The sequence below is a fragment of the Nocardia testacea NBRC 100365 genome (assembly GCF_000308775.1).
GTDB classification, from domain to species: domain Bacteria; phylum Actinomycetota; class Actinomycetes; order Mycobacteriales; family Mycobacteriaceae; genus Nocardia; species Nocardia testacea.
Window position 1 is genome coordinate 38,177 of the sequence record NZ_BAGJ01000027.1, and the last position, 19,995, is coordinate 58,171.

The 19,995-nt window shown below is 69.6% G+C and carries 17 protein-coding genes; 10 read left to right on the forward strand and 7 right to left on the reverse strand.

Features of this window, described 5'->3' with window-relative positions; genetic code table 11:
- Positions 1-173: 173 nt before the first annotated feature.
- On the forward strand, positions 174-431 hold the full coding sequence (locus ON38_RS03370; RefSeq protein ID WP_039822257.1) for a DUF1918 domain-containing protein: 258 nt from the start codon (positions 174-176) through the stop codon (positions 429-431).
- Here ON38_RS03370 and otsB read toward each other — a convergent pair.
- Entirely contained in the window at positions 410-4,438 is a 4,029-nt protein-coding gene (gene otsB / locus ON38_RS03375; RefSeq protein ID WP_281004594.1) for a trehalose-phosphatase, read from the reverse strand. The two genes, ON38_RS03370 and otsB, sit on opposite strands and share 22 nt — an antisense overlap.
- A 130-nt stretch (positions 4,439-4,568) precedes the next feature.
- Positions 4,569-5,549: an Acg family FMN-binding oxidoreductase gene (locus tag ON38_RS03380; protein ID WP_039822259.1), complete on the reverse strand. Its 981-nt coding sequence runs from the start codon at positions 5,547-5,549 to the stop codon at positions 4,569-4,571.
- A 318-nt stretch (positions 5,550-5,867) separates the two neighbouring features.
- Here ON38_RS03380 and ON38_RS03385 point away from each other — a divergent pair, with 318 nt between their 5' ends.
- A complete protein-coding gene (locus ON38_RS03385) occupies positions 5,868-6,734 on the forward strand; it encodes a universal stress protein (protein ID WP_039822261.1) in 867 nt (288 codons plus the stop codon).
- 107 nt (positions 6,735-6,841) lie between these two features.
- On the opposite strand, the gene ON38_RS03390 is transcribed toward ON38_RS03385, so the two are convergent.
- Positions 6,842-7,837 (reverse strand): zinc-binding alcohol dehydrogenase family protein, encoded by a 996-nt coding sequence (locus ON38_RS03390; RefSeq protein ID WP_039822372.1) that lies wholly within the window; start codon positions 7,835-7,837, stop codon positions 6,842-6,844.
- Between the two features lie 11 nt (positions 7,838-7,848).
- Positions 7,849-8,301 (reverse strand): pyridoxamine 5'-phosphate oxidase family protein, encoded by a 453-nt coding sequence (locus ON38_RS03395; protein WP_245563892.1) that lies wholly within the window; start codon positions 8,299-8,301, stop codon positions 7,849-7,851.
- 397 nt (positions 8,302-8,698) lie between these two features.
- On the opposite strand from ON38_RS03395, the gene ON38_RS33895 reads away from it, so the two are divergent.
- The 8 genes from ON38_RS33895 to ON38_RS03435 all read left to right on the forward strand — a co-directional run bounded on the left by ON38_RS33895 (position 8,699) and on the right by ON38_RS03435 (position 18,827).
- The gene (locus ON38_RS33895) at positions 8,699-9,559 is read left to right on the forward strand and encodes a DUF302 domain-containing protein (protein WP_051164322.1); all 861 of its coding nucleotides are present in this window, start codon (positions 8,699-8,701) and stop codon (positions 9,557-9,559) included.
- A gap of 125 nt (positions 9,560-9,684) precedes the next feature.
- Entirely contained in the window at positions 9,685-10,329 is a 645-nt protein-coding gene (locus tag ON38_RS03405) for a response regulator (RefSeq protein WP_039822262.1), read from the forward strand.
- Between the two features lie 68 nt (positions 10,330-10,397).
- Positions 10,398-12,137 (forward strand): sensor histidine kinase, encoded by a 1,740-nt coding sequence (locus tag ON38_RS03410; protein ID WP_039822264.1) that lies wholly within the window; start codon positions 10,398-10,400, stop codon positions 12,135-12,137.
- Positions 12,138-12,488: 351 nt separating this feature from the next.
- Entirely contained in the window at positions 12,489-13,520 is a 1,032-nt protein-coding gene (locus ON38_RS03415) for an Acg family FMN-binding oxidoreductase (protein WP_051164323.1), read from the forward strand.
- A gap of 242 nt (positions 13,521-13,762) precedes the next feature.
- Positions 13,763-14,476 (forward strand): DUF2267 domain-containing protein, encoded by a 714-nt coding sequence (locus tag ON38_RS33900; RefSeq protein ID WP_083872195.1) that lies wholly within the window; start codon positions 13,763-13,765, stop codon positions 14,474-14,476.
- Positions 14,473-15,411, forward strand: coding sequence for a universal stress protein (locus ON38_RS03425; protein WP_039822265.1), 939 nt, complete (start codon positions 14,473-14,475; stop codon positions 15,409-15,411). Before ON38_RS33900 ends, ON38_RS03425 begins: the two co-directional genes overlap by 4 nt.
- A gap of 10 nt (positions 15,412-15,421) precedes the next feature.
- A complete protein-coding gene (locus tag ON38_RS03430) occupies positions 15,422-18,130 on the forward strand; it encodes a cation-translocating P-type ATPase (RefSeq protein WP_245563893.1) in 2,709 nt (902 codons plus the stop codon).
- A 133-nt stretch (positions 18,131-18,263) separates the two neighbouring features.
- Entirely contained in the window at positions 18,264-18,827 is a 564-nt protein-coding gene (locus ON38_RS03435) for a CBS domain-containing protein (RefSeq protein WP_039822266.1), read from the forward strand.
- A gap of 20 nt (positions 18,828-18,847) precedes the next feature.
- On the opposite strand, the gene ON38_RS03440 is transcribed toward ON38_RS03435, so the two are convergent.
- The 3 genes from ON38_RS03440 to ON38_RS38140 are packed head-to-tail and all read right to left on the reverse strand — an operon-like array spanning position 18,848 to position 19,966.
- Positions 18,848-19,252 carry a DUF302 domain-containing protein gene (locus tag ON38_RS03440; RefSeq protein WP_039822267.1) on the reverse strand — a complete coding sequence of 135 codons (405 nt, stop codon included), beginning with the start codon at positions 19,250-19,252 and terminating at the stop codon, positions 18,848-18,850.
- A 31-nt stretch (positions 19,253-19,283) separates the two neighbouring features.
- Entirely contained in the window at positions 19,284-19,550 is a 267-nt protein-coding gene (locus ON38_RS03445) for a metal-sensitive transcriptional regulator (RefSeq protein WP_039822268.1), read from the reverse strand.
- A 29-nt stretch (positions 19,551-19,579) separates the two neighbouring features.
- Positions 19,580-19,966 (reverse strand): hypothetical protein, encoded by a 387-nt coding sequence (locus ON38_RS38140; RefSeq protein ID WP_039822269.1) that lies wholly within the window; start codon positions 19,964-19,966, stop codon positions 19,580-19,582.
- Positions 19,967-19,995: the final 29 nt, after the last annotated feature.

Sequence of the window (19,995 nt, forward strand, 5' to 3'; positions counted from 1 at the left end):
TAGTGCCCCTCGGCCGATGACGATCGGGACTCCCGGCCATTTCGGCCCGGGAGGAAGCTGGAAGCACTTCGGCAGGTCGATGGGGCGGCCGGACGGATCGCGCAAGGCTCGGTCCGTCGGCCTCTCGTCTGCCGGACCGCCGATCGGACCCAGCGCGAGGAGGTCATCGTTTCATGCGAGCCGCACCCGGAGATTGGCTGATCGTGGAAGGACACGCGGTCGGGGAGACGGTGCGGCGCGGTCTGATCGAGGAGATACACGGCGCCGACGGAGGCCCGCCCTATCTGGTGCACTGGGTAGACACCGGCAATCGCGCCCTGACCTTCCCGGGACCGGACTCGCGGGTGGTCACCAGCGCGGAACTGCGTGCGCAAGAGGAAGTCGTGGCACATCACTTCTCGTCGAGGCACTACCCGGCGCCGGGCTCCTGAGGACGACCTATCGCAGATCCCGGCCCGGGCTCCGGATACGGCGCCCCAGTGGGCGAGCGATCGACCAGCCGGACCGTCTCCCCCGGCGCGAGCCACACCGGCCGGTCCCGGCAGACCACCTCGATCGGCGGCGCGTTACCCGGCTCGGACCCGATCTCGACGCGGCGGCCGTCGACACGGACGATCAGCCGGTGGCCTCGATACATCATCGGGAAGGACAGAGTGCCCATGGTTTTGGGCCAATAGGGACAGAAGATGAGACGGTCGCGCCGTATCTCCAAACCGGTGAAACAGCGCTGCAGCAGGTCGACGCTGCCCGCCATTGCGGCCAGGTGGATACCTTCGCCGGTGGTCCCACCCTGGATATCGGCCACGTCCGAACGTACCACCTGATCGAAGAACTCCATGGCACGATCGCGGTGGGCCCGGGCCAGAACCCACGAATGCACCAGAGCACTCAGCGTGGAACCGTGCGAGGTCCGCGCCGTGTAGTAGTCGATCGTCCGCGGAATCATCTCCCCCGGCAGCTCGTAGCCCGCGCGCGTGAACAGTTCGCGGAGTTCGTCGGCGGAGAACAGGTAGAAGAGCATGAGCACATCGGCCTGTTTGCCCGCGCGATAGCGGCCGATATCGTCGCCCTCGGCCTCCAGTATCCGATCCAGCCGCTGGATATTGCCGTAGCGGCGCCGGTAATGCTCCCAGTCCAGCTCCCGGAGCCGCTCGTAGCCGTCGAACTGGCTGATCACGCCGTCGTGGAACGGCACATACATCCGATGGGCGACCTCGCGCCACCGGGCGGGCTCCGCCGGACCCACCCCGAGCCGCTCCAGTAGTTCGGCCCGAACCCGCGGGGCGAGCGTATCGAGGGCTTCGAGCGCGCAGGTGATGGTCCAGGCGGCCATGACGTTGGTGTAGGCATTGTTGTCGACGCCCGCCAGGGGAGCGTGCGGGTAGCCCGTGTGGAATTCGTCGGGACCGATGACACCGCAGAGCACATACCGCCCCCGCCGCGGATCGTAATCGGCCAGCCCGGACCAGAACCGGGCGATCTCCACGAGCAGCTCGGCGCCGTGGTCGGCGAGGAACTCGAGATCGCCGGTGGCCTGGTAGTACTGCCACACCGTGTAGGCGACGGCGGCGCCGATATGGTGCGCCCGCCGGCTCGGATCCGGATTCCAGCGGCCCGAGAGCGGGTTCAGGTGCAGTTGCTGGCTCTCCTCACGTCCGTCACTCCCCGACTGCCAGGGGAACATCGCACCCGGCACGCCGGCCGCCGCGGCCGCCCGGCGGGCTTCCGGGAGCCGCCGGTGGCGGTAGCGCAACAGTGATCGGGTCAGCGCCGGGATACGCGGATTCAGCACCGGGAATACGAACAGTTCGTCCCAGAAGACGTGACCGCGATAGGCCTCACCGTGCAGTCCACGGGCCGGCACGCCCACGTCCAATTCCACGGTGTTCGGCGACAAGGTCTGGATCAGGTGCAGCAGATGCAGCCGCAGCACGCGCACCGACCCCGCGTCGTCGTCGAGATCTATTCGCATCCTGCCCCAGATCCGCTCCCAGGCCCGGCTGTGTCCGGCGAAGAGTGCCGCGTAATCCGGCGCCGCCGCCAGCAACCGTCCGGCCTGGTCCGCGGGGCCGGAGGAGGCCCGGTCCCGCCCCGTGCACACCACTGCCGTCTTCTCGAGGGTTACCGAGCCGCCCTCTCCGATCTCGAGTCCGAACTCGTGACCGATGCGGCCGCGCTCCCGCACCTCCACGGCCCGCGCGGGCGCACCACGCAGCAGGTCGCGGATCGCCACGGCCAGCGGGATCTCCGAGTCGCCGGTGCGTGCCACGAGGAGTACGGCCGCCTCGGACAACCGGGCGGTTCGCACCGCGTCCAGATGTACTCCGGACAGGGCCCGGTAGCGTTCGACCAGGCTGTTGCTCACCTCCCCGTCGATCATCGAGCGCAGCTGGAGTATGCCCGACCAGTTCTCGGCCGTAACAGTCGTGACGAGGGCTCCGAGGTGCGGACGGTGCATCGCCGCGAATCTCCGCTGCTCTACCCGGGTGATACGGCCCGCGCCGTCCCGGAATCGGAACCACCGGATCAGCTCGGCGCGCCGCAGGTCCAGACGCTGCCGGTAGTCCAGCAGGTCGGCGGTATCGAGATCGAACCAGTCACCGTCGGCGATCCGGAACGTCACCGGCAGCCAGTTCGGCAGGTTGACCATGCTCTCGTTGACGACCGTCCGGTCGTTCACCCGGTCCCGGAGCCGGTTGTAGATCCCGGCCACATAGGTGCCGGGGTAATGACAAGGTCCGGCCCGGCTCTCCGGTGCCGCCCCGCGCACGGCGAAATAGCCGTTTCCGACGGTGCAGAGCGCCTCGCGCAGCTTCTCCTGTTCAGGGGCGTAGCCGTCGTAGGCGAACGACCACGTCTCCGATTCCGCCGCGGACGGACCGATGCCGATCAACCGCACGCACCGGGCGAGCAGATCCGCGGCCCGGCGCGGACCGTCCACCGAGAAGTGGGCGGAGGTGTATCGGCCGGTGTTCTCCGCGGCCCGCACCGCGACGGCGATCCCGTCCGGCCCGACGACGTCGAAGGCATCCTCATCGGTCATATCGTCGCCGAGGTACAGCGGGACCACCGGTCCGTCGATCCGTTCCAGGATCCAGCGCAGTGCGTCTCCTTTTCCCCAGGCCACATCCGGCCGCAGCTCGATCACCTTGCGCCCGGAGGTCACCCGCAGACCGTGGGCGCGCCCGGCCGCGCCGACGACGGTGATCGCCTCGGCGGCGGCCGCGTCCGTCGCCGCCCGGAAATGCACGGCCACGGCAAACCGCTTGTGCTCGACAGTGACCCCTGCGATATCTCCCACTCGCGCCCGCAGATCCGCAGCGGCACTGGCCAGGTCGGCCTCGGCATCCGGTAGCGCGCCGGGCAGGTGGCGGGTGCCGTCCGGCGCCATCAGTTCGACCCCGTGGCTACCCGCGAGCCAGATACCGGGAACCGGCATCCGCGCCCGTAGATCGTCGAGCCCGCGGCCGCTGAGCACGGCAACCGGGCACCGGGCGGCCAGGTCCGCGAGCGTCGCGGCCACGCCCTCCACCATCTCCGCCGCGGCCGGGTCGGTGACGATTTCGGCCAGTGTGCCGTCGAAGTCCATAAGTACAGCGGGTTTCTCGGTTTCCAGCAGATCCGCGAACCGCGGCCAGTACTCGAAAGCATCGGGAACCTCACCGACCCGCCGGAACCCGCCGCGGACACCGATCCGCGCGGCATCGTCGACCACCGTATCGGCCCCCGCGGACAGCAGTCTGTCCCCGTCACCTGCCCGGTCGATGCCCACCACCAGTCCGAAACCCCCGTTGCGGCCCGCCGCCACACCGGCTTCGGCGTCCTCCACCACCACGACCCGGCCCGGCGCACTGTGCAGACGCGCCGCGGTCTCGCGCAGCACGGCCGGATCCGGCTTCCCCGGCAGGCCGAGCTCTTCCGCGTCCACCCCGTCGACCCGGATCTCGAAGAGGTGGCCGAGACCGGCCGCGGCGAGCACCTGCTCGCAATTGCGGCTGGCGGTGAACACGGCGGTCCGGATGCCTTCGGAGCGGAGCCGGCGAACCAGCGCCACGGTGGAATCGAACGCCACGACACCGTCGCGCGCGATACGCTCGCGGAACAGGTGGTCCTTGCGGTTGCCCACACCGCATACCGTCTCGGCCGATTCGGGATCGGCCGGTACGCCCCACGGCAGCCGGATATTGCGGGAGGCGAGAAAATCGGCGACACCTCGGTAACGGGGCTTACCGTCCACATACTTCAGGTAGTCGACCTCGGTGAACGGTGACCGGTCCTGTCCGGGGGCGGCCGGCCGGGCAGCGAGGAAGGCATCGAACAATTCGGTCCACACCGCGGCGTGTATCGACGCGCTGTCGGTCACCACCCCATCCATATCGAAGATCACCGCGTCGTGACGGCGCGTATCAATCCGCGGCGCGGCAGCACTGTGAGCCACGAATCGAGTCTGACCGGCCGGGCGGCCGGCCGACAGGGGCAAAGGTCCGCTCTTTCATCCGACCGGGACTCCCGGCCCCGGGTGCCCCGCGCAGGGCCTGCCGGGCGGCGGCCGCACGCGTCGTGACGGCTCACCCCGAAGAGATGTCGAGGACCTCGTCGGTATCGCGCCGCGGGGTACGCGGTGGTGGCGGCGCCAGCGAACGCCCCAATCGGACGAGCATCTGCGGGAACCGCGGACCGACCAGTTCGGCGACTCTCGCCCGGGCCGAGGCGAGCTCGGTGACATGTGTGAGAACGCAGGTCGACAGGTCCTCGACAGTGCACTCCAACAGTACCGCCGACAACGCCTCCCCGCACCACAGCAGCGACTCGACCGTATCGTCGCGACTGGACAGTACGACGATCATCGCCTCGTCCGGGCGGGCGTCCTCGTCGCCCGCGCCCAGCGCGCCCACCGGGAAACTGCGGTTGACCGGCACCCGATCCGATAGATCGGCCGAGGGCAGCCGACCGGCCGGAATCCCGGCACCGCCGTGAGTTCCGGCACCGGCCCACCACAGCAGTTCCGTCTGATATCGGGGATCGTGCCGGCGCAGCTTCGCAGTGGTCCGGGAGAGACCGTCCAGATCGGCGCGCAGACGCGGGTCCACCACATGCAGTGCGGTATCGCGATGCCGGCACAGACTCTGCAGCACCGGCTCGAGTTCGGCCCAGCCATCTGGGGCGGCCATGGGCGCTCGGTCGGTGTATCGGCTGTCGATGGCGGCGGCGGACAGCCTATCGATCTCGAACGGCTCGCGCCGCCCCGCGAACGACAGCGCGGCCAGGTTCGCCCGCACGGGGGGCTCGGGGAACCGGGTGACACGCACATCCCAGCCGGCGGCGGCCCACGCGACGAGGGCATGGTCGAGCAGCGCACCACAGGCGAGGATGCCCTGGCGGTTCAAGGGATCGGTACCGGGCAGCAGCCGTTCGGCGTCGACGAAGAGTTCCAGCGTGCTACCGTCCCAGCGCCAGCGCCAGGGTTGACTGTTGTGCAGGGACGGCGCGCGGCAGGCGCGCTCCAGCACCGCACGCACCGTGTTCTCATCGGGCCTCTGCTCCCGCATGCCGACACCTCCGCTACCCCGCGCACACCACCCGTGTCGCCGCGACCCCGCTTCCTCCTGCATACTGACCGACCCCGGCAGGATCGCGAGAGTGCCGAAGGTCCCCTGTCCCGGAGGATCAGGGCCCGATCCCTCCGGACCAGCCCCCCAATGTCGCCACCGGGAATCGACTTTGGTCTCTTCCGGCCGGGACCAATGCCCCCATCGTCGGCGTGGTCCGCGCTTTAACCTCGCTGTATCCGGAGGAACCGGAGCGGCGGAGAACCGTGGCCGGCAGAGCCCGGATTCGGAGCCGATGAGCGAGAAGGTGGGCCCACCGTGAGCACACATACCCGAGAGCCCGTTGTCGTCGGCGTCGACGGCTCCGCCGCGTCGTTCGCCGCCGTCCAGTGGGCGGCCCGGACAGCGGCAGGACACGGCGACCCGCTGCACCTGGTGTACGCCGTCGGGGCGCCGCTGGATTTCGGGCCCGGACTCGGAGTCGTCGCCTTCGACAATCAAGCGCTGCGGGCCGACGGCGAGGCCGTATGCGCCTCCGCCGCGAAGATCGCCCGCGAGATCGCCGGTGAGCTGGAGATCACCACGGTCGTGGTCGATCCGGACCCGGCGCCCACCCTGATCGAGAGATCCCGGACCGCACGCCTGGTCGTGGTTGGCACCTACGGCCGTAGCGCGATCGGACGGGGGCTGCTCGGCTCGGTGAGCACCTCCCTGGCGCGGCACGCGCACTGCCCGGTCGCCGTGATCCCGCAGAGTTACGCCGAACACGGCGAACGGCCGGGCACGCCCGTGGTGGTCGGGGTGGACGGATCACTGCGCAGCGCCGAGGCCCTCGATATCGCCTTCGCCGAGGCCTCCCGGCGCGGCATCGGTCTCGTCGCGGTCACCACCTGGTCGGAGTTCTTCCGGTACCGGTCGCGGTCGGAGATGCAGGAGCAGGCCCGTGCGCTCCAGGCCGAGAGCCTGGCCGGGCAGACCGAGCAGTACCCGGACGTCCCGGTGACCCGCGTCGTCGTCGAGGACCGGCCCGCACGGAGGTTGCTGCACGAGGCCGAGAGCGCGCAACTGGTTGTCGTCGGCAGTCACGGTGGCGGCGGTTTCGCCGGGATGAGCCTGGGCTCGACCGGCCAGGCGGTGTTGCACGGGGTATCCGTACCGCTGATCATCGCCCGGCCCCGAGCCTGAGCGGACCCGGATCGACGAGGCGGCGCGGTCGGGCATACCCGGCCCACCCGCCGCGTCGAGCGCGGCCCTCGCAACCGGCACCGGAGAGCGGACCCCGACTCCCGGTGTCAGGGCAGTATTACGGCGGCACCGTCGAAGCGACCGTGCGCGAGATCGGCGAGAGCCCGGTCGGCCCGCTCCAGTGGGTAGGGGTGAGTGGTCACCCGGAGCCGATGACGCGCCGCGAAGGCGAGAAACTCGCGGGCGTCGGTGCGCGTATTGGATGTGACGCTGCGGATCTGCCGCTCGCGGAACAGATGGCGCCGATAGTCGAGCGGCGGAATATCGGTGAGATGGATTCCCGCCACCGCCAGGGTCCCGCCCGGCCCGAGGGCTTCCATCGCCGGCCGTACCAGTTCGCCCGCGGGTGCGAACAGAATGGCCGAATCCAATCGCTCCGGCGGTGGGTCCGCGGCGTGCTGTACCGACGCGACACCGAGGCCGAGCGCGAGTTCGCGGGCCGCGGCGCCGCGGGTCATGACATGGACACGAGCGCCCCGGGCGAGAGCGACCTGAGCCGTGAGGTGGGCGCTGCCGCCGAATCCGTAGATACCGAGTACCCCGCCCTCCGGCAGGAGGGCCCGGGTGAGCGCCCGGTATCCGATGATGCCCGCGCACAACAGGGGCGCCAGCTCCCGGTTCGCGTATCCGCGCGGCAGTGCCAATGCGAAATCGGCCGGGACGGTGACATATTCGGCGTAGCCGCCGTCGGCGTCCCATCCGGTGTACCGCGATTCCGGGCACAGGTTCTCCGCGCCCTTCCGGCAGAACTCGCACACCCCGCAGGTATGCCGCAACCATGGGATCCCGACGCGATCCCCCACCGTGAAGTCACCCCGATCCGCGGGGGCTACGACCTCCGCGACGACCTCATGGCCCGGTACGACATGCGGCCGGTGCACAGGCAGATCGCCCTCCACCACATGGAGATCCGTCCGGCACACACCGCAGGCCAGGACCCGGGCAAGCAGGTCACCCGGGTCCGGTCGCGGAAGTGGCTCCCGGCGCGCGATGAGCGGTTTCCGGTCGATACCTCTGGGCGCGTCCACCCGCCACGCCCGCATGGTCGCCGCGTTCACACCGCAACCTCCGCGATCAGCCTCGTCCCGGCGACCAGGGTGGGTTCGATACCGATGACGACGCCGCTGTCCGGATCGCCCCAGGACCCGAGTCGCCGCGCGTACTCCGCGGCGAGTTCACCGCCGGTGACCAGCCGCGCCGGCCCGGTGACAAGCACCGACCATCCGATCCGCCGCACCGGGTCGATCTCGTCGGCGTGATAGGCGACGATGGCCGGGCGGCCGAGCGCCGTCCGGGTAAGCCCGGCGAACGGCTGGGTCCGCACGATCACCTCCCCGCCGTCCCCGATGAGATGATTCACCGGCCGCACCGCGGGTAGCGCGTCGGCGGTGAACACGAGGCGCCCGAATGGGGCGGAGGCGAGTAGGCGCAGAGCTTCGGCGCGCTCCAGCTGCACTGTTCGCCGCGGAACTTCGCCGTAGCCCGGCGACAGTTCGGGACCTCTCACCTCGTTTCCCCGCTTCCTCTGTCGGCACCTCCCTCAGATCACCACCACGACCAGGAAAGAGACAGGGCCGAATGCCCTCTGCCGTCGCTCACCAAGTACCTCCCGGCTCGCCGCGGCCGTGGGGTACGCCGGCGGATCCGAATACCACTTCCCCGCCTCCGCGCCCGGATGCCCATGCTCCCGTGCCGGGGCCGAATGTCCCCGGCACGGGAGCCGAGCGACCCTGGGACGTCCGGCCGGCCCCATCTATCGTCGAAGCATCATCGCGGGTAGCGAAACGGAGATACGAGTAGCGCCCCCGGTCACGGCGGCGAGTTCGGTCACGCGTGCGCGCACCCGATACACGGGCGACGCTCTCCACCGCAGCGGCCGACGGCGGCGAAAGGATCGGCGCGACATGGCATATCAGGTGGATCTCCACGAATCGGATCCGCACACCGTTCTCACCATCCGCCGGACGGTACGGAGCGACCGGGCGGGTGACGATATCCGGGACGGCATGACCGACCTCTATCGCCTCGTCCGAACCCTGGGCCTGCTGCCGGTCGGTCCCCCCGCCACCACTTACCACGGCGATTTCCGGTCCGGCGCGGCCACCGAGGTCGAGTTGATCCTACCGGTCGAGGCCGCCGGCACCTCGGACGGCGAGTTCACCCTGCGCCGCACCGAACCCCGGTGCTACGCGCGCACCTGCCACTACGGCGACTATGCGGACATCGGCACCGCCTACCGCGCGCTCGACGAATGGCTGCGGCACTCCGGCCTGCAGGCCATCGGGCCGCCCACCGAGGTCTACCGGATCGCGCCGGACCAGGCCGTCACCCCTGCCGACCTGCTCACGGAGATACGCGTCCCGGTTACTTCCACCACGCTGCGCGTGCGGATTCCCAGGTCCATCCCGGTAGTGGTTCGAGCGGTCCGCGAAGCACTGCGGGACTGCGACTTCGAGATCTTGTACGAACTGCCGGTCCCCGCGGAAACGAGTAGACGGGCCCGCGCCGGCACCACCGAGCACCTGCTCCTCGGCGCCTTCGACCCTGCCCTCGCCGCCTCCGCGGCCCGGGCCAACGGACGGATCACCCCACTGCTGCCCTGCGATATCACCGTACGGCACGCGGATTCGAGCACTGTCGTCGAGACGGCCGACCCGAGGTTGCTCGTGGAATGCAGTGGGCAACCGGCACTGGGGCCGGCGGCCGAGCAGGTCGGGGAACGGCTCATCTCGGTACTGGCAGCGGTGGCACACGCGCACGAGTAGGGCGCCTGCACAGAACGAGCGGCCGGTCAAGAGCCGTTCGTCGTCGAATGCGAGGCCCTTGCCGCCGCCCCGGGGTCTCTTCGCTCCGTACGCTGAGAACAACTCATTCCCGAGAGGGGCGAAACATGGTCAGGGTGTTCCTGGTCGACGACCACGAGATAGTACGGCGCGGGGTCGCCGACCTGATCGAGGCGGAAACCGACCTGGAGGTCGTCGGTGAGGCGGCCAATGTCTCCCAGGCGCTGGCCCGGATCCCGGCGCTACGGCCCGATGTCGCCGTCCTCGACGTCCGCCTGCCCGACGGCAACGGCATCGAATTGTGCCGGGAACTGCTCTCGGCGAATACGGGGCTCCGGTGTCTGATGCTCACCTCCTTCACCGACGACCAGGCCATGCTCGATGCCATCCTGGCCGGCGCCAGCGGCTACGTCGTCAAGGACATCACCAGCCTGGAACTCGTGCGCGCCATTCGCGAGGTGGCGGCCGGCAAATCTTTGCTGGACAATCGGGCAGCGGCCGCGCTGATGGCGAAATTCCGGGCCGAGGCCGAAACCGCGACGGGGCCGCTCGCCGGACTGACCGAGCAGGAACGCACCCTGCTCGCACTGCTGGGCGAGGGGCTCACCAACCGGCAGATAGCCGGTCGCATGTTCCTGGCCGAGAAAACCGTCAAGAACTACGTCTCGCGGTTACTCACCAAACTGGGGGTCGAACGCCGGACGCAGGCCGCGGTACTCGCCACCAAGATCATCCCGCCCGATCGCAGGTAATCCGTGAACAGACCATGACCAGGTCGGACGGTAGCGGCGCACGACAGGCCGGTGGAAGAATATCGTGTATGGAACGCCCGGTGCCCGCGACGAGTGACCGGCCCCCGGTGACCGAAACGCTGTCCCAGCTGCGGCTGCACGAACTGCTGGACGAGGTGCAGGAACGTATCGCCCAGATCGTCGATGTGCGTGACCGGATGGACCGGCTGATGGAGGCGATGCTGGCCATCACCGCGGGTCTCGATCTGGACGACACCCTCCGGTCGATCGTGCACACCGCCATCGAATTGGTCGACGCCGGATACGGCGCACTCGGTGTTCACGGCACCGATTCGACCAGTGAGGAGTTGGCCGAATTCGTCTACGAGGGTATCGACGATGCCACCCGGCATCGGATCGGCGATCTGCCCCGCGGCCACGGTGTGCTGGGAGTGCTCATCCAGCAACCCGAGCCAATCCGCCTCACCAATATCTCCGAACATCCGGCGTCGGTCGGTTTTCCGGCACACCACCCGCCCATGCACAGTTTTCTCGGGGTACCGGTCAAAGTGCGCGACGAGGTCTTCGGCAACCTCTACCTCACCGAGAAGATCGGGGCCAAGGAATTCACCGAGGACGACGAGGTCGTGGTCCAGGCCCTGGCGGCGGCGGCCGGTATCGCCATCGAGAACGCCCGCCTCTACGAACAGTCCCGGCGGCGCCAGCACTGGCTCGAGGCCACCCGCGATGTGGCCACCGAACTACTCGTGGGCGGCGAGCCCCAGGAGATCCTCGATCTGGTCACCGAGCGGGCACGCACTCTCACCGGCGCCGCGTGCACATTCGTGGCATTGCCCGATGATCCCGACCTCCCCGGTCACGAGGTACGCGAACTGACCATCGCCGCGGTATCCGGTGCGCAGACCCACGATCTGCACGGACGACGGCTGCCACTGCACGGTTCGGAATCGGGTAAGGCCTTCCGGCACGGGCAGGCGATGGCTGTCGATCAGCTGGCCACCGACGTGTCACCGGGTATTTCCGGGGATTTCGGCCCGGCCCTCGTACTCCCGCTGCGCGCCGAGGACACCATCATCGGTGTTCTCGCCACCGTCCAACCACCCGATGGCAATGCCTTCGATCCCGCCGTCCGGGCCATGCTGACGGTGATCGCCAACCAGGCCGCCCTGGCCCTGCGGCTGGCGGAGACACAGCGCCGGATGCGGGAACTCGATGTGGTCGCCGACCGCGACCGGATCGCCCGCGACCTGCACGACCACGTCATCCAGCGCCTTTTCGCCCTGGGCCTCGGCCTCCAGGGCACCCTCCAGCGCGCCCGCAGCGACGAAGTGCGGGCACGACTGGGCGAAACCATCGATGACCTGCAATCGATCATGCAGGAGATCCGGCACTCGATCTTCGATCTGCACAGCACCACAACCACCGAATCGGCCGGCTACCGCCGGCACCTGCACGGTGTCGTCACCGAGCTGACCGCCGAGACCGACCTGCGCACCACGATTCGGCTCAGCGGGCCCGTCACCGTCCTCGCTCCGCCCCTGTCCGACGATGTCGAGGCCGTCCTGCGCGAGGCGGTCAGCAATGTGGTGCGGCACGCCCGCGCCACCACCCTGTCGGTCGAGCTGCGCGTGGGCGACGAGGTGACTCTCGAGGTGACGGACGACGGCATCGGACTGTCGCCGGAAATCCGGCGGCGTAGCGGGCTGGCCAACCTGCGGGTCCGCGCGGAGCGGGCCGGCGGACATTGCACGGTGGGCCGCACACCGACCGGCGGCACCGTGCTGTGCTGGAGCGCGCCGCTGCCCTGACCCGGTGGGCGCACCGCATACATCCCACGGCTACTTGGCCGGGACGAGGGCGCGCCGGCGACCCGTCGGCCTCTCGTCCACGCACACCCGTCCCGAAGGCCACCACAGAACACAGGCCGGGTCCCGATATCGTCGGCGCCCACGCCCATCACGCCATCGGCCACCGGCTCGGGGATCCCGCGCCGAGTCACGCCGTCGGCCACCGGTCCGGGGATCGGTACCGAGGGCGGGGGCCACACCCGACAGGGTCCGATGTCGTGAGACCGGAGGGCCCGCGGACCCTGGCTTCTGTGTCCCACGTACGGTCGACCGGCCCTGCCCGGCACCCGGATACGCCTCCACACTGGCGATATGACCGACAACGACGTCCCCGGCGCCACCTACGCACCCGACCGCGCGACTCTGTTCGCGGCCATGCGCGTAGCGGAACGCGCGCCGTCGGTGCACAATACGCAGCCCTGGCGGTGGGTGTACCGCGACGGCCGGTTGCGCCTCTACCGCGACGACGAGCGGCTGCTCACCTCGGCCGACCCCAGTGGCCGCCAACTCGTGATCAGCTGCGGCGCGATGTTGCACCACGTCCGCGTCGCCTTCGCGGCGACCGGATGGCGGACCCGCGTCGAACGCATGCCCGACCCCGGCGACCCCCGCCTACTGGCCGTCCTCACCTTCGCGCCGTGGCCGGACGCACCGGCCGCGCTGCACACCCTCCCCGCGGTCATCGAACGCCGCCGCACCGACCGCCTCCCCCTCCTGGATCCGGGCGACCTGTCCGGCCGAGCCGAGGCGGCCCGGCTCCTGGCCCGCGAGTACGAGGTCGAGCTGGACGTCCTGGACGCGGAGGCGGCCGCCCGGCTGAGCCGTGCCTCGGAACACTCGGCCGCGCTCCGGCACTACGACATGCCCTACCACAGTGAACTCCAATGGTGGGCCGGGCACGAGAATCTTCCCGAAGGAGTACCCGCGACGGCCCTGGTCTCAGAGGTGGAAGCCGCCCGGGTACCGGTCGGTCGCAAGTTCCCGACCCCGGCGCACGCCGTACACGGCGGCGAGGAGGAGGACCGGGCACAACTCTGGGTGCTCGCCACCGCCGACGAGTCCGGTCTCGCGTGGCTGCGGACCGGCGAGGCGCTGTCGGAGATCCTGCTCGAATGCACCGCGGCCGGCCTGGCGACCTGCACGCTGACCCACATCACCGAACTCCCCACGACCCGGCGCATCGCATCGACACTGATCGGTGGGCACGGCACGCCCCAGGTGGTGCTCCGCGTGGGGCTCGCGCCCCACCGCGCGGACCAGGAGCCCACCCCGCGCAGACCGGTGACCGATTTCCTGACCGTCCACCCCGACGCCTTCGCCACCGGCGACGCGGGCGTCGGCTAGTGGCCGCGCGGCCATCTCACGGCAATGTCATCGGTGCGCGCGAGAGCGATGGACGCTGCCGCGCGACCGGAGCCCGACCGCGGCCGTTGATCCGCTGGACCGACTACCGGTGACTTTCTGCTCTGTCAGCGGCTGTTCCGGAGCGCGAGACTGGCGAAGACAGCGTCCGCGACGGATTTCCGCACACCGGAGAGCGGATCGAGGAGACGCCGCGGTAATCCGACCGTAAGCGAGGACCTCCGATGTCTCATCTCCATGATCCCGTGGCAGCGGCCGCCGGCACAGCGCACGAGTGGATACGCGCGGTAGCGGCCTCTCTCGGGACCGACGAACCCCGCGCGTATCGAGTTCTGCGGGCCTGGTTGCACACAGTTCGTGATCAGCTCGGGGTCGCCGGGTCGGCGCATCTGGCCGCCCAGCTGCCCGAATTGCTGCGCGGCACCTACTACAGCGGCTGGGTGCCGAGCCGGGTACCGCTACCGCACGACGCGGAGGAATTCGCGGCCCGGTTCGCGCGCGAGGCCGGGATCGAGCGCGGCCAAGTCGGTTACACGGCGGGAGCGGTGACCGGGGTGCTCGCCGGCCGGTTCTCACCAGGGCAGCTCGGCCGGGTCTTCGGGGTTCTGCCCGAACCGCTGTGCCGGTTGCTGTCGGGTGCGATGTCCTCGTCCACCGACGGATCCCGGCGCCGGAAGCCGGGCCGGGTCCCCGGGCCCCGCCCGGACTTGAGCGCATCGGTCCGCGCGCTGGGTGAAGCCGTCGGTGTACTCGCCCGGGGCCTCGAACGGTCTCCGGTCGAGCCGGACGAGGCCGACGACGCCCGGATGCGCGCCGCCGCCCAGCAGGCCCATCGCATCCTGCTGGCCGCGGGGGTCACGGTCCCGCCGGAGCTACAGCCGCACCACGACCGGATCACGATCGCCTCCGCTGGCGGTGCGCCCGGAGACGGGCGATGACCCGGAAAGGTGACGCACAGCCGGAACCGGAACCGGTGGCCGATGTCACGTCCACGCGAGGGCAGATCGTAGTCGGCGTCGACGGTTCCGCGGCCTCCGATCAGGCGGTGCGGTGGGCGAGCGAGACGGCCGCGCAACGCCACCGGGCGCTCCGGATCGTGCACGGCTACAACGCGCGCGCGGCTCGGGCCGTCCGGAGAGTCCACGACGCCGTGAAACCGCCCGTGGTCGACACCCTCCGCCGCCGCGGTGCCGAAATCCTGGCGGGTGCACACGAACAGGCGCTCGGCATCGACTCGTCGCTGCCGGTGGAGACCGAACTGTCCGAGGAGAGTGCTGCCCGGCGGCTCATCGACCTCTCGACTACGGCCGACCTCACCGTCCTCGGCGCCTCCGGCCACGGATCGACCCTCACCCATCTCGGTTCGACCCTGCTGTCCGTGGTCGCCCACGGGCACGGACACGTGGTCGTCGCGTGCTGCGCCACGCCCGGCCGCCCCGCGCACCGGCACGGGCCGGTCGTCGTCGGACTGGACGGTTCCCGGTGCAGCGAAGCCGCCGCGGCGGCCGCCTTCGCCGAGGCGGACACGCGCGGCGCGGCCCTGATTGCAATCCACACCTGGCACGATCTGCGCGCCCACTGGTTCGCCGGAATGCCGGACATGATCGAGGACCCGTCGATCGCGGAAGCAGCCGATGCCCAGCTCCGCACCTGGCTGGCCGGTTGGACGGAGAAATATCCCGATGTCCGGCTGAACCGCCGGACCTATCTGGCGGGACCGGACCTGCACCTGATCCAGTGGTCGGAGTCCGCACAACTGATCGTCGTCGGAAGTCGCGGACGCGGTGGTTTCCGCGGACTGCTGCTGGGGTCCAAGAGCAATATCGTGGTCCAGCGCGCCCACTGCCCGGTTCTCGTCGCCCACGCGACCTGAGCCCGCCGGCGTGGCCTTCGTAGCCGAATCCGCACACCCGCCCGAGCGGGTGCGCTCCGAGGCAGTGGTGGACCCTCGCGAACCCATCTCGGCCCTGATGCGAGACCTACGGACAGGCCCCGGGGGGCTGACTTCCCGGGAGGCCGCGCGCAGGCTCGAACTGTACGGCACCAACGAACTCCCGCTGCGCCGCGGACAGCCCTGGTGGGTGGCGCTGGGCCGGCAGTTCAGTCACCCGCTCGCCCTGTTGCTGTGGGTGGCGGCGGCACTCGCCCTCGGCAGCGGGGCAGTCGCGCTCGGTATCGCGATCCTGGTGGTCATCGTGCTCAACGCGGTTCTCGCCTTCTGGCAGGAGAACCAGGCCGAACACGCGGTCCGGGCGCTGGGCCGGTTCCTGCCCGCACAGGTTTGGGCGGTGCGCGACGGAACCCGGACCCGGGTGCCGGCCGGACAGCTGGTACGCGGCGATGTCCTACTCCTCGAAGAGGGCGAACGTATCCCTGCCGACGCCCGGATGATCGACGGAGGTGTCGAGGTCGATATGTCGGCGCTCACCGGCGAATCCGAGATACTGGACCGTCGCGCCGGTGCCCCCGATCATGCCGATCGATCACTGGATTCACCTGTACTCGTCTTCACCGGCACCGCCTGTGTGGGCGGAGCGGGTCGTGCCCTCGTGCACGGCACCGGTGTGCATACCGAACTCGGCCGGATCGCGGCCCTCTCCCAGCACGTCCGGCCCGAGGAGAGCCCGCTCGAGCACCAGGTGCGCCGGGTCGCCTGGCTGATCGCCGCTGTCGCGGTGGGCGCGGGCGCGGCCTTCCTGCCGCTCGGACTGCTGGCCGGGTTGTCGCTGGGATCCGCCTTCCTGTTCGCCATCGGCCTGCTGGTCGCCAATGTCCCGGAAGGCCTGTTGCCCACCATCACGCTCGCGCTGGCCGCCGGCGTCCGATCCATGGCACGACGCGGCGCTGTGGTGAAACGCCTGTCCGCAGTAGAGACGCTCGGGTCCACCACGGTGGTCTGCACCGACAAGACCGGCACCCTCACCATGAACTCGATGCGGGTCGCGGAAGTCACCGGCGCACCGGGCGAGACCGCCGAGATCGTGGCCAGATGCGCTACCGCGGAGTTGGGCGACCACGCCGGCGGTGACCCGATGGAGCTCGCGCTCCTGCACTACGCGGCGGACGGCGGTCGCCTCCTGTCCCCGGCGCAACGGAACGCCGAGCGCTCGGCGCTCAACGCGTTCGACCCGGAACGCAAGATGATGTCGACCGTGGACTCCGTCGAGGGAACACTTCGGGTGCACGTCAAAGGCGCCCCCGAAGAGGTACTCCCCCGCTGCACCCGGTGGCCTGCGGATACGCCGCCGCAGCGGGTCCAGGCGCAGATCGACGAACTGGCCGGCCGGGGGCTGCGGGTGCTGGCGGTGGCCACGCGCCGCTGGGATCCCGGCTCGCCCACCGACCCCGGGCACGTCGAGCGGGACCTGACGCTCGTGGGTCTGGTCGGTCTGCTCGATCCCCCGCGACCGGAGGTCCCCGCCGCCGTGCGAGCCGTGCACGCCGCCGGTATCACGGTGCACGTCATCACCGGCGACAACGGGCGGACCGCCGCCGAGATCGCGCGGCGGGTGGGCCTGGGGTCCGATCGCGTCATCGACGGCACCGCGGTCGACGCTATGTCCGACGACCGACTGGACACCGTCCTGGCCCAACCCGGGGAGATCGTCTTCGCCCGGGCGACCCCGGAAATGAAGCTGCGCATCGCGGACGCGCTCCGCCACAACGGCGAAGTGGTGGCCATGACAGGAGACGGAGTGAACGACGCTCCGGCCCTGCGACGCGCGGATATCGGTGTCGCGATGGGACGCGGCGGTACGGATGTCGCCCGCGAAGCCGCGACCCTGATCCTCACCGACGACAATTTCGCCACCATCGTCACCGGTATCGAGGAAGGGCGGCGAGTCTTCGACAATGTCCGGAAATTCGTGCTGTACATCTTCGCGCACGCGGTGCCCGAGGTCCTACCCTTCCTGCTGTTCGCGCTGTCCGGTGGTCTTATCCCGCTACCGCTGACGGTTTTGCAGATACTCGCGATCGATCTCGGCACCGAAACACTGCCGGCCCTCGCGCTCGGCCGGGAACCGGCCGAACCGGGTCTGATGGACCGCCCGCCACGCCCGCGACGCGAGGGTGTGATCACCGGGTGGCTGCTGGTGCGGGCGTGGGGCCTGCTCGGTGTGGTCTCGGCCCTTCTGGTGACCACCGGTTTCTTCGTCGTCCTGTGTACCGCCAGCTGGCGCCCCGGCGCCCCCGTGGGACCGGGCACGCCACTGCACCATGCCTATGTCCAGGCCACTACCGTGACTTTCGCCGGTATCGTCGCCTGTCAGCTGGGCACCGCGTTCGCGTCTCGTACCGAGTGGGCGTCACTGTTCTCGGTCGGTCTCATGAGCAATAGGCTGCTGCTGGCCGGTTGCGCGTTCGAAATCGTTTTCGGCGCCGCACTCGTCTACGCGCCACCGCTGCAGCAGATCTTCGGCACCACCGGGCTCGCTCCGTGGATGGTCGCGCTGATACTTCCCTTCCCCGTGGTGGTCTGGGCCGCCGACGAAGCGCTGCGATGGCGCCGCCGACGACCACCCCGACCTACAAAGCCGGATCGGCGACTCCCACGTGATGATTACGAGTCCGGGACTTCGGTCCCCCGATAGAGGTATTCGTGCACTGGTGCTCCCGCGCACCGGCAGCGAGTCTGAACTGGAAAGGCGATCCGCGGCGGCTCCCATTCGCCGCTACACCGCGGTCGCGGTTGCTGTTCGTACCGGAAAGCAGTGAGGTCGTCATATGCGCGCACGCGATATTCTGAGCCGCCCGGTGGTCGCCGTCCATCCGGAGACTCCCCTCCCCGAGGCGGTCGCTCTGCTGACCGGTCACGGTTTCGCCGCGCTGCCGGTGGTGGACGATGAAGACCATGTGGTGGGAATTCTGTCCGAATCCGACGCCATGAGAGCCGACCCGAGCACCTCTGCCGTGGAAACCGCCATGACCGTACCGGTCGAGGTGGTCGGGCCCACGACGGATGCGGCCGCCGTGGCCGCGTCCGTCCTGGAACATCACGTGCGGTCGCTGCCGGTGGTCGAGGCCGGTGTACTCGTGGGCATGATCTCCCGCCGTGACCTGTTGCGGGCACTCATCTGCGACGAAGCCGCGATCGAGGCCAAGGTGCGGGCCCTGCTCGACGACTACGCCGGCAGCCATCGCCAATGGGATATCGATGTCGGCAGTGGTGTGGTGACGATCCAGGGGATCTTCGCCGACGAGTCCGAGCAGCGGGTCGTGGCCGCGATGGCGCGCACGGTCTCCGGCGTCGGCGAAGTCCATATCGTGGACACCGCCGCCGACCGGTGATCCGCGCCGATATCGATCAGTTACGCGCCGCCGTTCAGCGACTCGAGGGCCGCCCGCAGTTTCGCGGTGGCTTCCTCGGCCACCGGTTCCAGCGCCTTTTCCTCGGTCACCTGGACCATCACGTCCGGATTCATCGCCTCGACGAGAACGGCGGTATCGGAATCGCGATCGCGGCGCACCACCACATTGCAGGGCAGCAACAATCCGATTCGGCGGTCGACGCCGACGGCCCGGTGGGCCAGCGGCGGATTGCACGCGCCGAGGATCAGATAATCCTCCATTTTCTCGCCCAGTTTGGCCTCGAGCGTGGCCCGCATATCGATTTCGGTGAGCACTCCGAAACCTTGCTCGGCGAGGGCGGCACGGGTGCGCGCAACGGCTTCTTCGAAGCTGGTGTGCAAAGTAGTGGACAGACCGATTTCCATGTGTCGAACTCCTTTCGAGGGCTCTCGATGGTCAGGCCAGGGCGAGGAACAACTTCTCCAGTTCGTCGACCGTCATGGGGTTCGCGTTCTCCCCCGACTCGGTGAGACATTCACGCAGCCCGGTGGCGACGATCTTGAACCCGGCGCGATCGAGCGCACGGGAGACAGCCGCGAGCTGGGTCACCACATCCTTGCAGTCGCGGCCCTGCTCGATCATCGTGATGACCCCGGACAGCTGGCCGTGGGCCCGCCGCAATCGGTTCAGTACTTCGTTTATCGCGGTCTCGTCGCCGACCATGTCACGCCTTCCTGTTCTTCCTTCGTCCATCATACCCCCTGGGGTATCCAAGGATGCTCGATCTCACCCATGGGAGAAACCGACGGCCCGGAGGATCCGGCCGGCGACCACCAGGCGAGATGCCCGGTCAGGCGCAAGGCGACCGGCAACAGGACCAGCCGGACCACCAGGGCGTCGAGCAGTACCGCGACGCCCAGGATGGGGCCCATCTCCTTCGGCGGCAGCGGTCGGGCCAGCGCGAACGTGAAGAACAGCGACCATGACCGCGGCGGTCGACAGCATGCCTGGTTCAACAGCACGAGCCCATCCGCCGACGCCACCAGGCCGGCGAGGGTCGGCAGCAGCGGGAGCGCTGCCGCGACCAGCGAGCCGAACGCCGGCACCATGATCGCCGAGGTCGCCGGCCAGGAGAACATCCCGGCCCAGGGATAATACCCCAGGGGGT

Excerpts from the sequence above, each read along its gene's own strand:
- ON38_RS33900 (WP_083872195.1), top strand. The coding sequence starts at position 13,763 with ATGTCTCATCTCCATGATCCCGTGGCAGCGGCCGCCGGCACAGCGCAC.
- ON38_RS33895 (WP_051164322.1), top strand. The coding sequence starts at position 8,699 with ATGGCATATCAGGTGGATCTCCACGAATCGGATCCGCACACCGTTCTC.
- ON38_RS03440 (WP_039822267.1), bottom strand. The coding sequence starts at position 19,252 with ATGGAAATCGGTCTGTCCACTACTTTGCACACCAGCTTCGAAGAAGCC.
- ON38_RS03370 (WP_039822257.1), top strand. The coding sequence starts at position 174 with ATGCGAGCCGCACCCGGAGATTGGCTGATCGTGGAAGGACACGCGGTC.
- ON38_RS03405 (WP_039822262.1), top strand. The coding sequence starts at position 9,685 with ATGGTCAGGGTGTTCCTGGTCGACGACCACGAGATAGTACGGCGCGGG.
- ON38_RS03410 (WP_039822264.1), top strand. The coding sequence starts at position 10,398 with ATGGAACGCCCGGTGCCCGCGACGAGTGACCGGCCCCCGGTGACCGAA.
- ON38_RS38140 (WP_039822269.1), bottom strand. The coding sequence starts at position 19,966 with ATGTTCTCCTGGCCGGCGACCTCGGCGATCATGGTGCCGGCGTTCGGC.
- ON38_RS03390 (WP_039822372.1), bottom strand. The coding sequence starts at position 7,837 with ATGCGGGCGTGGCGGGTGGACGCGCCCAGAGGTATCGACCGGAAACCG.
- ON38_RS03415 (WP_051164323.1), top strand. The coding sequence starts at position 12,489 with ATGACCGACAACGACGTCCCCGGCGCCACCTACGCACCCGACCGCGCG.
- ON38_RS03380 (WP_039822259.1), bottom strand. The coding sequence starts at position 5,549 with ATGCGGGAGCAGAGGCCCGATGAGAACACGGTGCGTGCGGTGCTGGAG.
- ON38_RS03435 (WP_039822266.1), top strand. The coding sequence starts at position 18,264 with ATGCGCGCACGCGATATTCTGAGCCGCCCGGTGGTCGCCGTCCATCCG.
- ON38_RS03445 (WP_039822268.1), bottom strand. The coding sequence starts at position 19,550 with ATGGTCGGCGACGAGACCGCGATAAACGAAGTACTGAACCGATTGCGG.
- ON38_RS03425 (WP_039822265.1), top strand. The coding sequence starts at position 14,473 with ATGACCCGGAAAGGTGACGCACAGCCGGAACCGGAACCGGTGGCCGAT.